Origin of the sequence: Polaribacter sp. (assembly GCF_036480315.1) — a bacterium.
In the GTDB taxonomy this organism is placed as follows: Bacteria; Bacteroidota; Bacteroidia; order Flavobacteriales; family Flavobacteriaceae; genus Polaribacter.
Window position 1 is genome coordinate 1 of record NZ_JAZGGG010000003.1, and the last position, 15,620, is coordinate 15,620.

At 27.7% G+C, this 15,620-nt stretch carries 16 protein-coding genes; 15 read left to right on the forward strand and 1 reads right to left on the reverse strand.

The features are described from left to right. Positions 1-174: 174 nt before the first annotated feature. The 10 genes from V3V28_RS00550 (at position 175) to V3V28_RS00595 (ending at position 8,427) form a co-directional block, all read left to right on the forward strand. On the forward strand, positions 175-888 hold the full coding sequence (locus V3V28_RS00550; protein WP_331363069.1) for a hypothetical protein: 714 nt from the start codon (positions 175-177) through the stop codon (positions 886-888). A gap of 228 nt (positions 889-1,116) precedes the next feature. After that, on the forward strand, positions 1,117-1,617 hold the full coding sequence (locus V3V28_RS00555; RefSeq protein WP_331363070.1) for a plasmid mobilization protein: 501 nt from the start codon (positions 1,117-1,119) through the stop codon (positions 1,615-1,617). 353 nt (positions 1,618-1,970) lie between these two features. Beyond that, positions 1,971-2,315, forward strand: a complete 345-nt coding sequence (locus tag V3V28_RS00560) for a hypothetical protein (protein ID WP_331363071.1) — start codon at positions 1,971-1,973, stop codon at positions 2,313-2,315. A gap of 17 nt (positions 2,316-2,332) precedes the next feature. Beyond that, a complete protein-coding gene (locus tag V3V28_RS00565; RefSeq protein ID WP_331363072.1) occupies positions 2,333-2,893 on the forward strand; it encodes a hypothetical protein in 561 nt (186 codons plus the stop codon). Between the two features lie 191 nt (positions 2,894-3,084). Continuing rightward, positions 3,085-3,249 carry a hypothetical protein gene (locus V3V28_RS00570; protein ID WP_331363073.1) on the forward strand — a complete coding sequence of 55 codons (165 nt, stop codon included), beginning with the start codon at positions 3,085-3,087 and terminating at the stop codon, positions 3,247-3,249. Positions 3,250-3,285: 36 nt separating this feature from the next. Continuing rightward, entirely contained in the window at positions 3,286-3,879 is a 594-nt protein-coding gene (locus V3V28_RS00575) for a DUF3841 domain-containing protein (protein WP_331363074.1), read from the forward strand. Between the two features lie 183 nt (positions 3,880-4,062). Then, positions 4,063-4,851 (forward strand): type IV toxin-antitoxin system AbiEi family antitoxin domain-containing protein, encoded by a 789-nt coding sequence (locus V3V28_RS00580; protein WP_331363075.1) that lies wholly within the window; start codon positions 4,063-4,065, stop codon positions 4,849-4,851. Beyond that, the gene (locus tag V3V28_RS00585; RefSeq protein WP_331363076.1) at positions 4,848-5,639 is read left to right on the forward strand and encodes a nucleotidyl transferase AbiEii/AbiGii toxin family protein; all 792 of its coding nucleotides are present in this window, start codon (positions 4,848-4,850) and stop codon (positions 5,637-5,639) included. The genes V3V28_RS00580 and V3V28_RS00585 overlap by 4 nt, the downstream gene beginning before the upstream one ends. A gap of 1 nt (position 5,640) precedes the next feature. Next, entirely contained in the window at positions 5,641-7,206 is a 1,566-nt protein-coding gene (locus V3V28_RS00590) for a type I restriction-modification system subunit M (RefSeq protein ID WP_331363077.1), read from the forward strand. Between the two features lie 48 nt (positions 7,207-7,254). Beyond that, complete coding sequence (locus V3V28_RS00595) at positions 7,255-8,427, forward strand: restriction endonuclease subunit S (RefSeq protein WP_331363078.1); 1,173 nt, start codon at positions 7,255-7,257, stop codon at positions 8,425-8,427. Here the strand turns inward: V3V28_RS00595 and V3V28_RS00600 are convergent. Then, positions 8,420-9,574, reverse strand: a complete 1,155-nt coding sequence (locus tag V3V28_RS00600) for a restriction endonuclease subunit S (RefSeq protein ID WP_331363079.1) — start codon at positions 9,572-9,574, stop codon at positions 8,420-8,422. The two genes, V3V28_RS00595 and V3V28_RS00600, sit on opposite strands and share 8 nt — an antisense overlap. Positions 9,575-9,660: 86 nt before the next feature. On the opposite strand from V3V28_RS00600, the gene V3V28_RS00605 reads away from it, so the two are divergent. The 5 genes from V3V28_RS00605 to V3V28_RS00625 are packed head-to-tail and all read left to right on the forward strand — an operon-like array spanning position 9,661 to position 15,394. Beyond that, positions 9,661-10,587, forward strand: coding sequence for a tyrosine-type recombinase/integrase (locus V3V28_RS00605; RefSeq protein WP_331363080.1), 927 nt, complete (start codon positions 9,661-9,663; stop codon positions 10,585-10,587). A gap of 58 nt (positions 10,588-10,645) precedes the next feature. After that, a complete protein-coding gene (locus V3V28_RS00610) occupies positions 10,646-13,504 on the forward strand; it encodes a type I restriction endonuclease subunit R (protein WP_331363081.1) in 2,859 nt (952 codons plus the stop codon). A 51-nt stretch (positions 13,505-13,555) separates the two neighbouring features. Then, positions 13,556-14,398, forward strand: coding sequence for a hypothetical protein (locus V3V28_RS00615; protein ID WP_331363082.1), 843 nt, complete (start codon positions 13,556-13,558; stop codon positions 14,396-14,398). A gap of 48 nt (positions 14,399-14,446) precedes the next feature. Next, on the forward strand, positions 14,447-14,770 hold the full coding sequence (locus V3V28_RS00620; RefSeq protein ID WP_331363083.1) for an STAS-like domain-containing protein: 324 nt from the start codon (positions 14,447-14,449) through the stop codon (positions 14,768-14,770). Between the two features lie 6 nt (positions 14,771-14,776). Further along, a complete protein-coding gene (locus V3V28_RS00625) occupies positions 14,777-15,394 on the forward strand; it encodes a hypothetical protein (RefSeq protein ID WP_331363084.1) in 618 nt (205 codons plus the stop codon). Positions 15,395-15,620 lie beyond the last annotated feature (226 nt).

Sequence of the window (15,620 nt, forward strand, 5' to 3'; positions counted from 1 at the left end):
TAATACCTCTAAAATTTTCTCGTAATTTGCTCTAAAGCTGTTCATCTATTTAAATGTTTGAAATTCAATTAAATATACGATTCTCTTAATCAATGAACAGCTTTTTTATAATGCACAACAGGTTAAACCTAATAATTATTTAAAGAAAAAAGTGAAATTAAATCCAAGAAAATTATGAGCAGTTTAGGACAGCGATTAAAAATAAAAATAGGAATGGAATCTGAAAAAGAAAGAGACAATCATAAAAATTACAATAAAAAAATTAGAAACCCAATAATTAAAACAGACAAGCAAATGACTACAGATGAATTTAAAGAAATTTTATTTAAAGAAGCTACTGCGTACTTTTTAAAAATGAATAGGCAATTTATTATAGATGATGATAATAAGACATTTTTGAAATTGATATCCTTGTACTTTACTGATAATATTGATTTTGAAAAAGAAACTAATGGAGAATTGAGAAAAGGTTTGTTAGTTTATGGGGATTGTGGTTCAGGCAAGTCTTCAATATTTGATATTATTCAAAATGTTAGTTTAAAATATAATCTAAAGTGTTTGTGGTTTAAGAATGTATCTGTTCACGATGTAATTACAGACTACAATCTAAAGGGTGAGGAAATAGTTAAAACACTTACTACTGGCAATCTTCATTTTGATGATTTAGGGACAGAAAAATTAGCAAATTCTTGGGGAGTTCGTGAAAAACTAATGGGAAGAATTTTAGAGATAAGATATAATAATTTCAAAAAATATGGCATTAAAACTTTTGTAACAACAAACTTAACGATAGACGAAATAAAAAAATATTATGGAGTAAGAGTTGCGGATAGGTTATATGAATTATTTAATTTTATTGAATTAACAGGAAATTCTAGACGGTTTTGAAACGCATTAGAAATTTAATTTTTGATATGTTTCTGCTCTCGTTAGAAAACGCTTAAAAAAACCTAATAATCCAGTCTTGTCTTTTTTGCAAGTTGTGTTTTCCGATTCGGAAAACCACTTGCTCCCTTTTTAACAAAAATTATTGGGAGAGTGAAAAATCTTCCGAAGTCGTTTTTTTTTAAATAATACTTAACCAAATAATCAAATTTATTTTACTGTAATAGGATTATGAAATACACAGAAGAGGAAAAAAAATTAATTGCAAAAAAAGCAATTAAAAATAAAAATGTGAAAGAGATTTGTTTAGAATACGGTATAAGTAAAACTACTGTTTATAGATATATTGAACAACTAAGTAAAAATAATAATAGAAAAAACCACTTAAAGATATATTTGACAGATAAAGAATATAGTCATTTAGCCAAAAATGCTGAGAAGTTGGGCTATACTAAAAATTTCAATCATTACATTCGGGGGCTTCTTTTTAAGAAGAATAGAGTACTAGTGAACCCAAATAAATTAGTTGATGAATTATACCTTTTAAGAGCTGAATTGAATAAAATTGGCTCAAACTTAAACCAAGTAGCCAATTACACTAATTTTTTATTTAAAAACAATTATATTGAACATTCACATATAAAAAAATTAAAAGAAATTGAGTTAAGTTTTGAAGACAAGGTATTTGAGTTAAAGAATACAATTGACAAAACTATAGATAAAACATTATAAACATAAACGCATAAGTATATAAACAGATAAATATACATACTTATATATAAGTGCTTATTTAGATAATTAGAAAAAGGTTTTTTAAGCATTTTCTAACGAGTGCAATAGTTTAAAAATTCGTAAATTTGTCATTAACAAACAGAATATTATAAGAGAAAAAATAATTAATATAAACATATAAAGCGTTTAGCTTTTGATTTGGTTTTAGAAACTCGCCAGTTAATAAACCCTCCAATATCTAAGTTAAGACGCCCACGTTCTGCGTGGGCTGTTCTTATTTGGAGGGAAGGTTTCTGGCGAGACCACTAAGACCGATAAGATTCAGTTCCACGTTTTTTTTGTACCCAAAACTTATGAAACAATTAGCACTTATACCGAATAATACTGTATCCAAAAGAGAAATCAAAATGCTTGAAGACTATTGGGAAATTGAAGAAAACAATGGAGTTGAAACTTTTGTACTTTCAAACAACGAGTTTTTAAAGAAATATATTGATACAGGTTATTTTTCAAATTTAAGAAATATAGAAACTTTAGCAATCTATCAAGTTGAAGAATGTACTGTTTGTTTAAACTCATTTAATATCGTTATAAATGATAGAGCTCATTTAAAATCTTATAGCCAATCTATAAATAAATCTTGTAGAGTCTGCAGTCATTATCAATCTTCAATAGAAACAATTTCTAATAATAAATAATCATTAATAAACAACTTATGAAAATCAAATTATCAATTTTAACAGCTATACTATTTGCAACCTTTACATTTTGTGATTCAAATAAACTTACAAAACAAAAAGTAATAGAGTTATACAAAGAATGTTCAGAAAAAGGAAATACTCAATATGTTGAAAAAAGAATAACTCTAGGGAATAAAACTACATTGAACACGCATTTAAAGCCACAAAATAGTGAAGAAAACTATATGAAATTTAAGGAACAAGGATTAATTAACTTTGAGAAGTTAAAAACATCTTTTATGGGATATCCACAATACAATATCTCACTAACTAAAAAAGGAGAAAGTTATGTTTCTAAAACTAAAAAAGATGGAACTTGGACTAAAACTTGGGTAAAGTGCTTTTCATTGGAATTAGATGAAATTCATGAAATCCATGAGATTCCAGCACAAAATATAGCTACTATAAAAATTACATTGAAGAAAGTTAATAAAACTCCTTTTATAATTTTAATGAATAAGGAAAATAATGATAATTTAATTGAAAAAACGATTGCATTGAAAAAGACAAATGAGAGATGGAAATTATGCGATTAAAAAATCAAAACCAATTTTCATTAGTCGCCTGCCGCTAGGGCGCATTTAAAAAACAAGTTGATTTTAAAGTATTGCTATGAGGAGAAAAATCAAATTATTTTGAAAACGGAATATTGTTAAGAGATTATTTGTTTACATAAGTATATATTAACTCAATTTATTATTTTGAATGCACAAAAAAATAAGAGATTATGGTAAAAAGAAATGATTATATAATGGCAAATCTTGAATTAGAAAAATTAATAAAACAGTTAGATTTAGGCAAAGATGTTGATGATAAATTAGTTTTAATGAGTAATATTATTGAAGAATATGAAGAAGCTAACTATCCTATCAATGACAGAATCAAAAAATAAAGTGATAAGAAAAATAAATTTAAGTACAAAATTATAATGAAACTTTGGACAATTCAACCTATAGAGTTTTATGATGAATTAATTATAAATGGAAAAATTCGTTGTTCTAAAAAAAATATTGATTATCACTTTAAAGAATCCTATAGTTGGATGATTGTTCAAATGGAAAACAAAATTGGAAAAAGATATAATAAAAAAACATATCCTATTTGGTCTTGGTGTCAATTTAAAAATAGTGAATATAAAAGACCGGACTTGAGGACGTCTGGATTTTTACCAAAAGGAACAAAAGGAGTAAGAATTGAATTTGAAAAACCTGAAACTGAAATTTTATTATCTGACTTTGATTTGTGGCATTATGTATTAAATTATTGGCACATTGCAGATGATAAAAAGCAAGAATTGGAATTTGATAAATTATTAAAAGCATCAAGCTTAAAGTTTACAGACAAAGAAAAATATTCCTCAAAATTGAAAAATATTTTAGAGAGCAGTTGGAATAAAATATTTGATATGGATTATGATTCAGTATATGTTGCAGATGAATTTAAAAGAAAAAAAATTCAAGCAACATTTTGGACTTTAAAAAGTACTGAAATAATAAAAGTTGATTTTTTTAATGCAAAATAAAAATCTGCTTTTTCAAGCAATTCTATACAGAATTCCCCTCTTTTATTAAGGTTTTTTATCTGTTTATAATCATCTAAAAATCAAGTTTATAAAAATAAAAATAGAATAATTACAAAAATAGTATAGTAAAATAATGAGATAATTATCTTAAAATGGTATCTTTCTCGAAAATCTACTATAACATTGAATATTTCTGATTACATAAAACAACTACAATCCGTTGAAGAATATGCTTTTTCTTGGGATGAGTTAGTGCAAAAATGCGATAAAACAGAAACTGCTTTAAAAAGTAAACTTTCGAGACTGGTTACAAAAAAAGAAATTGTAAACCTTAGAAAAGGATTTTATTTAATAATTCCACCTAGGTATTCAAAGCAAGAACAAATCCCCGTACAATTATTTGCAAATAAGTTATTTAAACATCTAAATAGAGACTATTATTTATGTTTTTATTCTGCTGCAAAGTTTCACGGAGCTGGACATCAACAAGTGCAAAGAGATTATGTAATGACAGATAAAGCATTTTCTAACATTAAAAAATCGTCTTTAGATATTCATTTTTTCACAACTTCAAAATGGCCATCTAAAAACATTGTAGAAAAAAAATCTGATGCAGGAATTTTCAAAATTTCAAGTCCAGCACTTACGGCAGTAGACTTAATTCATCATCATAATAAGTTAGGGGGTATTAATAGAATGTTAGCTATTCTTGAAGAATTATCCGAAGAAATTACTAAAAATGACATCGAAGAATTACTTACCTGGTATCCACATAAAAGCACCTTGCAACGATTTGGTTTTTTATTAGAAGAATTGCAAGTAGACGAATCCTTTTTAGAACCAATAATACAACACTTAAAAAAAACGAAATACTTTCCTGTTTTGTTAAGCCCAAAATCAAAACAGAAAGCAGGCGGAGTAAATAATAAATGGAAAGTAGATATAAACATTAAACTAGAAAGCGATTTATGATTCCGAAGCCTTACATAGCAAAATGGCAAGAAAAAGCACCTTGGAAACAATTTTATCAAGTAGAGCAAGACCTTGTAATTAGTCGTGCTTTAGTAGAAATTTTTTCTGATGATTTTTTACGTGAAAATTTAGCTTTTAGAGGTGGTACAGCTTTACATAAGTTGTATTTAAACCCTGCTCCAAGATATTCTGAAGATATTGATTTGGTTCAAATTAAACCAGGACCTATAAAACCGATAATGGAACGCTTAAAAGAGGTAATCACTTTTTTTGAAGAACCACGAAAAACACAGGTAAAAGGACACGGAGCAAAAGCGCTATATCGATTTACATCTGAATATGAGAATATTAGATTACGCTTAAAATTAGAAATTAATTGTAAAGAGCATTTTAATGTTTTGGATTGGGTAGATTTTCCTTTTGAAGTTGAAAACGAATGGTTTTCTGGAAGTGCTAAAATTAGAACGTATAGCATTAATGAATTATTAGGCACAAAATTACGAGCCTTATACCAACGTAGTAAAGGAAGGGATTTATTCGATTTAGATTATTCTAGGTTAAATATGGAATTAAACATTGAACAAATTATAGAATGTTTTAAGGAATACACAACATTTTCAACAGGAAACAGACCACCAAGCCAAAAAGAATTCTTATTAAATATAGAAGAAAAAGAGCAAGACCCAGATTTTACAGGAGATATGGAAGCGCTATTAAGAACAGGTGTAAAATACAATCAAAAAGAAGCTTTTAACTGGCTTAAAAGCGAATTGATAAACAAGATATAAAATGAGTGACGAACAAAAACGAATACTTGAAAATAGCCTTTGGGCAATTGCCAATTTACTTAGAGGAAAAATGAATCCTGATGATTACAGGGATTATATTTTAGGCTTTATCTTCTTTAAATACCTTTCTGAAAAGCAAAATATTTATGTGACAGAATTGCTAAAAGGCGAAGACGAAACAAACTTTAAAAAAGTAACTGATATAGAAGTTTTGGAAGCTTTAAGAGAGGAGTGTTTAATAAAATTAGGCTATTATTTAGAACCCGAAGAATTATTTGAAGCTATTGCAGATAAAGGGAATAATGATATTGAAGGAGAAAGTAGTTTTATTTTAGATGATTTACAAGCAGTATTAAATCATATTGAACAAAGTACAATGGGTAATGATTCAGAGGAAGATTTTGCTGCTTTGTTTGAGGATTTAGATTTATATTCTACAAAACTAGGAAGAGAACCAAAGCAGAAAAACGAAATCATTGTAAAAATAATTAACGAACTAAACAAAATTGATTTTAAGCTAGAAGATTTAGAATCTGACGTTTTAGGAGATGCTTATGAATATTTAATTGGAAAATTTGCAGCTTTATCTGGCAAGTCTAAAGGCGAATTTTATACACCCCAACAAGTCTCTAAAATTCTTGCAAAAATAGTAACGTTAGGAAAAACCAAAATAAAATCAGTTTACGACCCAACTTGTGGCTCTGGCTCGTTATTATTGCGTGTAAAAAAAGAAGCAGAGATAAGTGAGTTCTACGGACAAGAATTGAATCGTACAACATATAATCTTGCTAGAATGAATATGATTTTACACGATATTCATTACAATAACTTCGATATTAAGCAAGAAGATACTTTAGAAAATCCATTACATTTAAATCAACGATTTGAAGCTATTGTAGCCAATCCTCCTTTTTCTACACATTGGAAAGGCAAAGAAAATCCATTGAATAGTACAGATGAACGTTTTGCACAATATGGAAAGTTAGCACCTAAAACAAAAGCAGATTATGCTTTTATACAACATATGTACCATCAATTAGCAGATAATGGTACTATGGCTGTTGTTTTGCCACACGGAGTATTGTTTAGAGGAGCAGCAGAAGGTGTAATACGTAAATATTTAATTGAAGAAAAAAATGCTTTAGATGCTGTAATTGGTTTGCCAGCAAATATATTTTATGGCACGTCAATACCTACTTGTATTTTGGTATTAAAAAAATGTAGAAAAGCAGATGATAATATTGTATTTATTGATGCAAGTGGAGATACTAATTTCGAAAAACAGAAAAATCAAAATATTTTAAGAAATTCAGATATACAACGTATTATAGACACGTATACCAATAGAGAAACAATAGAAAAATATAGTGAAGTTGTTGCTTTAAAAGCTATAGCTGAAAATGAATATAACTTAAATATACCTCGTTATGTAGATACTTTTGAAGAAGAAGAGCCTGTAGATATAAATACGGTAATGCAAAATATAAAAGAACTAGAAAGTAAACGTACAGAATTAGATACTGAAATTGCGGGTTATTTTAAAGAATTAGGATTGGTTTTTTCTTAATCATATAGAATCCTTAATTAGTTTAAATAAAAAAATAACGTTTTCAAAATGAAAGAGAGTAACAGAGATATTGTTAATGTTCCCAATTTGAGATTTCCAGAGTTTGATGGAAAATGGATGGAGAAAAGATTGGGTTCAATTGCCACTTTTAGTAAAGGAAAAGGGATTTCTAAATCAGACATTGCAAGTGATGGAATTTTAGAATGTATAAGGTATGGTCAGTTATATACAGATTATTCAGAAGTTATTAATAAGATTATTTCAAAAACAAATATTGATAAAGATAATCTAGTATTAAGTAGAGCTGGTGATGTTATTATTCCTGCTTCTGGAGAAACACAAATTGATATTGCTACAGCTTCTTGTGTAATAAATTCAGGCATTGCATTAGGAAGTGATTTAAATATAATTAAAACAATAATGAATGGTGTATTTTTATCTTATTATTTAAACTACACAAAAAAACTAGATATTGCAAAACTGTCTCAAGGAATATCGGTTGTTCATTTATATGCTAGTCAATTAAAAACACTAAAATTAAATGTTCCAATTCAAAAAGAACAAAAAAAGATAACATCTTTTCTTGTTCTAATAGATAAACGAATCTCTACCCAAATTAAAATCATAGAACATCAAGAGTCCTTAAAGGAAGGTTTGACGCAAAAAATGTTTTCTCAAAAAATATTGTTTAAGAATAAATATGGAAATGATTTTAAAGTTTTGGAATACAAACAATTAAAAGATATTTGTGAAAAAAGGTCATCGAATATATCCGCTAATTCATTAAAAAGAAATGTAGGGAATTATAAAATTTATGGAGCTAATGGATATTTTCAAGATGTAAATTTTTACCAAGAAGATAGAGAATATATTTCAATTGTTAAGGACGGAGCAGGGGTTGGAAGAACTTTATTGTGCGAAGCAAAAACATCAGTTTTAGGAACGTTAGATAAAATAAAACCTAAAAAAAATACTAACCTCTATTTTCTTTTCTTATTACTAAATTCGATTAAGTTTAAAAAATATATTGTAGGCAGTACAATACCACATATATATTTTAAGGATTACCAAAATGAAAGAATAAAACTTCCTTGTCTTGAAGAACAAGCCAAAATAGCCGATTTTCTTTCCGCTATTGATAAAAAACTTGAAAAAGAAAAACAGATTTTGGAACAGTATAAGCAACAGAAAAAGTATTTACTACAAAACCTGTTTATATAAATAAATTTTGTAGTAAATACTTTTTTTGAGATTTCAGCTTCTCTAAATATTCCGATTCTAATGATATTTTATTATCAATAGAAGATAATGTAGAAGATATTTTTTGTTGTTCTTCTGTTGATGGATAATCAATTTTTATTTTAGAATATTCAGAAATCCAAAATCGTTTATGTTCATCTCCTTTAGGATAATAAATCATTTGAATGCACTCGTAAACAAATTTTAGATTAACCGTTTTATTTCTTGCTTTTAAAATTTTCATTGCAGATGATTTAACTTTAAAATCAAAATCAACAAATTTATTTGCCATAGTGAAATCATCAAATATAATTACTGGTAAGGTTTTATAAATGTTTTCTTCTTCATTTGTAAACCCTAGAATAAACGATTTACCAGCAGTTAAAACAGGAGTATTATAGTTATTTTCGTATTCTGTTGAGTTTACAATAAACTTGGTTGGTTGCTCATAATCTAATACCTCTCCCAACTTCTTTTTTTTCCATTCAGGATAAAAAACACCTTGTTTGTCTTTAAACCTAATTTCTTGATTGAAGATTTTTTTCATCATTCCTTTTTTGAATAATTTATAATCCTCTATGATTTTAATTTGGGTTTGAATTCTTTCATCAATTAAAGATAGAAATAATGCAATTCTTTGTTGTTCTTCAAAGTTCGGAAGTGTTATTTCTAGCTTTTTTAAATCAGAATTGTAAACATTACTTATACTTACACCTTTTGCAAGAGATGCAATTTTTTTTTTCAATTGCTGATTTATGTAGTAAGATGCAAAGATTGATGAATATTTCAATTCAGATTTAGGTCTTAATATATTTATTGTTCGACCAATAGCAACATTAGAAACAGTTAATGCAGAAGCAGAACCAATATCTAAAGGATCTTCACCTGCAGAAGGAAGTAATATCTCATCGCCTTTACTAAAAAGAAGTTCAGTTTTATCTAAATTAGTTTTATTAATTATTTTAGACACAACCTCGTTATACATATGATATAGTTCGCCATATCGAATGCAAGGGTATTCAAATTCAGGAGATGCCTCACTTTGTTTTATGTTTTTACCTGTTGAAAAAAGAAAAATATCTTCAAAATAATATTTTTTAAAATTATTGTAATTCCCTTCAAACCCCATAAATCTCAAATTGGGAACATTAAGGAAAAAAAGGATTATAAATCTCTTTTGTTTTCTTTGGGGGTTTAACCTTAAAAATTTACTAAATGAATGACAAAAAAAACTTTTCAACTATTAGCCAACTTTGGGTAGCTGACAAAAAGCAGTATGTAAAAAAATCAACAATTTCAGCCTATATACTTTTGGCAGAAAACCACCTTTTACCTGTATTTGGTAAACAATATCAAGTAAATGAAGATGAAGTACAAGCCTTCGTATTTCTTAAATTAAAACAAGGACTTTGCAAAAAAACAATAATGGATATGCTCATTGTTTTAAAAATGATTCTTAAATATGGGGACAAGCAAAATCTTACCCAATACAAAGCGTTTGATATTCGTTTTCCTACAGAATACAAAAAAGAAAAATTAGAAATTTTAAGTCGTAAAGACCACAAAAGAGTAACAAATTATGTGCAAGAAAATTTCACTTTTAAAAATCTAGGAATTCACTTATGTTTAAGTACAGGAATCCGAATTGGGGAAGTATGTGCGCTTAAATGGGAAGATATAGATACAGAAACAGGGTTAATACATATTAACAAAACAATACAGCGAATTTATGTTTTAGAAAATGGTATAGGAAAAACAGAGTTAATTATTGATAGCCCAAAAACAAAAAATTCTATTCGTGAAATACCTATAAATAGAGAATTATTAAAAATGATAAAACCCGTAAAGAAAATAGTAAACGAATCCTTTTTCATTTTAACAAACGAGGCAAAACCTACAGAACCTAGAACTTACAGGAATTACTACAAGAAGTTTTTGAGAAATCTTCACATACCATATTTAAAGTTTCACGGTTTACGTCATAGTTTTGCAACTAGATGTATAGAAAGTAATTGTGATTATAAAACAGTAAGTGTTCTTTTAGGTCATTCAAATATTAGTACAACATTAAATCTCTATGTACATCCTAATACAGAACAAAAGAAAAAAGTAATAAATCAAATGTTTAAATCGCTAAATTGATTATCTTGAATTTTAAATTGTAAATTATGTCTAAATGTAAAATTAACAATCAAAAATAATGGCCACACAACCAGAACAATTACTAGAAAACAATTTGGTAAGCCAATTAGTAGAATTGGGTTATGAAAATGTGGTTATTAAAGACGAACCAGATTTATTAATCAATTTAAAAAGCCAATTAGAAAAACACAATAAGATTATATTATCTGATTATGATTTTAAGCAGATATTAAACTACATAAACAAAGGCTCTATATTTCAAAGAGCAAAAGTATTACGTGATAGAGTGCCTTTTATTAATGATAAAGGCGAAAACAAAACCATAGAACTCATTAACCAAGTAATGTGGTGTAAAAACGAGTTTCAAGTTACCCAACAAGTAACTATGGAAGGCAAATACAAAAATCGTTATGACGTTACTATTCTAATAAACGGTTTACCTTTAGTACAGATAGAACTAAAACGTAGAGGCTTAGAACTAAAGGAAGCTTTTAACCAAATAAACAGATACGAGCGTCATAGTTTTGGAGCAGGAGCAGGTTTGTTTCAGTTTGTACAAATATTTGTAATTAGCAACGGCGTAAACACAAAATACTATGCCAATAGCCCAATAAAATCACGTAGTTTTAAACAAACCTTTTATTGGTGTGATGCTAATAATAAATCGGAAACTCAACTTTCGAAATTTACAGATATATTTTTAGAGCCTTGTCATATCTCTAAAATGATTACTCGATATGTGGTTTTAAATGAATCGGCTAAAATACTAATGGTACTTCGTCCGTATCAATATTTTGCTGTAGAAGCCATTATTGATAGAGTAAAAAACACCACCAAAAACGGTTTTATTTGGCACACAACAGGTTCTGGTAAAACCTTAACCAGTTTTAAAGCGAGTCAAATTCTTACGCATATGCCCAAAGTGCATAAGGTAATTTTTGTAGTAGATAGAAAAGATTTAGATTATCAAACTACCAAAGAATTTAATAGTTTTAGTAAGGGCAGTATTGACGGTACAAACAATACAAAAGCTTTAGTACAACAATTGGCAGGCGATAATAAATTGATTGTTACTACTATTCAGAAACTAAATACTGCCATTAACAAAACCAAGTATTTAAACCAAATGTCTGTTTTAAAAGACAAACGAGTGGTTTTTATATTTGACGAATGTCATAGAAGTCAGTTTGGAAAAACTCACGAAGACATTAAAAAATTCTTTCAAAATTGCCAGATGTTTGGTTTTACAGGAACACCCATTTTTGAAGATAATGCAGGAACAAATGAATTTGGAAAACGAACAACTGCAATGTTATTTGGTGGCGAAAAACCTTTACACAAATATGTTATTACAGACGCCATAAGAGATGAAAATGTTTTAAAATTCTCTATTGAATACATAAATACCTTTAAAAGGAAAGAGCATATTTTAGATATTGATGTAGAAGCTATTGACGAAAAGGAAGTAATGGAAGCACCAGAACGTTTAGACGCCATTACCGAATACATAATAGCCAACCACAATAGAAAAACACATAGTAAAGAATTTACAGCAATAATGTGTGTAAGCAATGTAGAAACGCTTATTAAATATTACCAACTATTTAAAGCAAAAGACCACAATTTAAAAGTAGCAACTATATTTTCTTATCAAGCAAACGAGGAAGATAAAGACGCTTTAGGATTTACTACATCAGAGTTTGATGAAGTAGATTTAAATGTGGTTGCAGAATCAAAAACAGCATATACATCAAAACATACAAGAGAACATTTAGATAGTTTTATTGGGGATTATAATAAAACTTTTGGCACAAATTATTCTACCAAAGACACGCAGAGTTATTATAACTATTACAATGATATTGCTAAAAGAGTAAAACACAAACAGGTTGATATTTTATTAGTTGTAAATATGTTTTTAACAGGTTTTGATAGCAAAACTTTAAATACTATTTATGTAGATAAAAACTTAAAATATCACGGTTTAATTCAAGCGTATTCACGTACAAATAGAATTTTAAATGAAGTAAAATCGCAAGGAAATGTAGTTTGTTTCCGAAATTTAAAAAAGCATACAGATGATGCTATTGCATTATTTTCGAACATAGAATCTAAAGACGAAATAATTATTGCGCCATATGAAGATTATGTAAAAAAGATGAATGATGCTTTTATTCAACTACTTCAAATTACGCCTACAGTAGATAGTGTTTCCAATTTAAAAAGTGAAGAAGACGAATTGGCTTTTGCTAAAGCTTTTAGAGAATTGATGCGTACACTCAATGTTTTAAAGACTTTTACAGAGTTTACTTTTGACGATATTAGTATAAATGAACAATCCTTTGAAGATTACAAAAGCAAGTATTTAGATTTAAGAGATAAAGTAAAAAGAGAAAATGCAGTTGAAAAAGTTTCTATTTTAAATGATATAGATTTTGAATTAGAGCTGATTCATAGAGACGAAATAAACGTTACTTATATTCTAAAATTATTAGCAAATCTTAAAAATTCAGTTTCGGTTGAAGATAAAGAAAAGCAACTGAAAAACATTTTGGATATTGTAGCTGGAGATACACAATTAAGAAGTAAGCGAGAGTTAATTGAAAAGTTCATTAATGAACATTTACCAACCATTGAAGATTCAGAAGATATTCCAGATGAGTTTGTTCAGTTTATGTCTGCAGAAAAATTAGAAGCCATAAAATCATTGAGTAAAGAGGAAGGATTAGATTCTGATAAATTGGAAAAGGTTATTGGAGATTATATGTTTACAGAAAAAATTCCTTTACGTGATGATATTATTGGAACAATGAATACTCGTCCAAGTTTGAAAGAAAGAAAGACGAAAGCGGAACGAATTACGAATAAGATATTGGAGTTTGTTGAGACTTTTATTAGTGGGATAACAAATAGTTAAAAAAATAAAAGATCTACTAAATAAAACTCAAAAGATTTATAAGTTAATAATATGGAGAACAAAATAATACTACATCTTTCTGATAATTTTTACACAGATTTTTCAGGAATCAAAAAGTTATTTAAATTTTATAAATCAGCTTCAGATTACTACAATGACACAATATATATAGATTTTTATCATCTAAATTGGTTTGATGCGAATTTAAGTGCTTTGTTTGGTAGTATTTTAGCTAAATTAAGTAAAGAGAATAACCTCAAATTTTCTACAGATTTAAAGTTTTTAGAGGAACATTTTCACGTATTATTTAGAAATGGTTTTCTTAGCTCTGAAAATACTGTAAACGATGAACAGGAGTCAACGGTATCATTTAGAAGTTTTTTACCAGACGATAAAAATGGTTTTATAAATTATATTGAAAATGATTTATTAATTCATAGAGGAATGCCAAATTTTACTGAAACTGAAAAAGACAATATAATAGATTCTTTAATAGAAGTATTCTGTAATATACAAACACACTCAAAATCAGAAGAACCATTTTATGTATGTGGTCAGTATTATCCCAAACAAGGAGTGTTAACTTTTTCGATGGTCGATTTAGGAGTTGGTTTTCTACCTGCAATAGAAAATAAAACTAACGGAATAGTTGATAACGACTATGATGCTATTAAATGGGCGCTCGAAAAAAGAAATACAACTAAAGTTGGTAAACCAGGAGGATTAGGTTTATTCGATTTAAATTCGTACTTTAACAAAACAAATGGAAACTTTCAAATTATATCTGGTGATACATTTTGGAGTTTAGAATTGGAAAATACAGTAATGAAAAAGTTCCATTTTCCTACCCCATATGTTGGCTCTATTTTAAATTTGTTTTTCAAATACAAATAAAGTATATTTGCACGCACTTAATATGTGTTCTAAAATTTATCATTATATATGAAAATCAGTGTTTTAGATGTTATCCAGTCAGAATTAGCTACCAATATTACAGATGGTAGTGTTCTTTTTGAAGCTATCAAATCATATAAACCTTCAGAGATTATTATTTCATTTGTAGGTATTAGACGTATTTCAACTTTATTTCTTAACGAAAGTATTGGTCAATACGCAATAAATAATGCAACAAATATTCAAGAATTAAACTTTGAATATCCAGTAGGAAAAGAAATGTTTTCACATAAGGTAGAAGATGTTATTGAGAACGCTTTAATGGGGGATGAGTACGATACTTTAGTTGATAACGCTCTTCTTTCAATGTAACAATCTATGTCTTATTCATACTCCAAGGCATCAAATCATCTTATTAAAAATCAAGAGAACTATTTTTTAGATGCAAATATCTGGTTAAAAGTATTAGCACCTAAAAATAAATTGTCTTATAAAGATAAAGGTTATTTAACTTTTTTTGAGAAACTTGTTAATAATACTAAAGTCCGTATTATTCTTCCTGCATTAGTAGTTTCAGAAGTAATCAACAGAATTATTAGAGAAGTTCATTTTCAAAAGCATCTTAATGCAATTAAGAAAAAATCACCTAATGTTGTTTTTCCAAGTGATTACTATAAAAACGTTTTTAGGAATACGGAAGACTATCGCATAGCTTATAATCTAATATGTGATGATATTAAGAGTTATAATACTTCAATAGAGTTAGTTAATGACGAGTTTGGGACTTCTTTTAGATATAAACACGTTATGTCTAATCCGCCTACAAATCTTGATTTTAACGATTATTACTATTACAATTTATGTAAAAAGAATGATTACTTCTTGGTAACCGATGATAAAGATTTTTGGGTTGAAAATGTTAAGGTCGTTACTATGAGTGATACACTTCTTAATAGACATATTGTCACTATAATGCCAAAAGTTGCCTCTAAATAATCTAAAATTTTTAACATTGTCATTTTTACAAAAAAAATAGATTCTAAAAAAGAGCACTTGCCTTTATATGTGTTAAGAGGTAAATTTATGTGTGACTGATTATCAAAAAAGCATTGTTAGAAATAAGTAAACTTAAAAATACAATTAGATAGTAAATTTATAATTGTATTAATTTTAATGTTTGTGGTCAATATATATTGCAGATTATGTTTTAAGTATTTGTTGC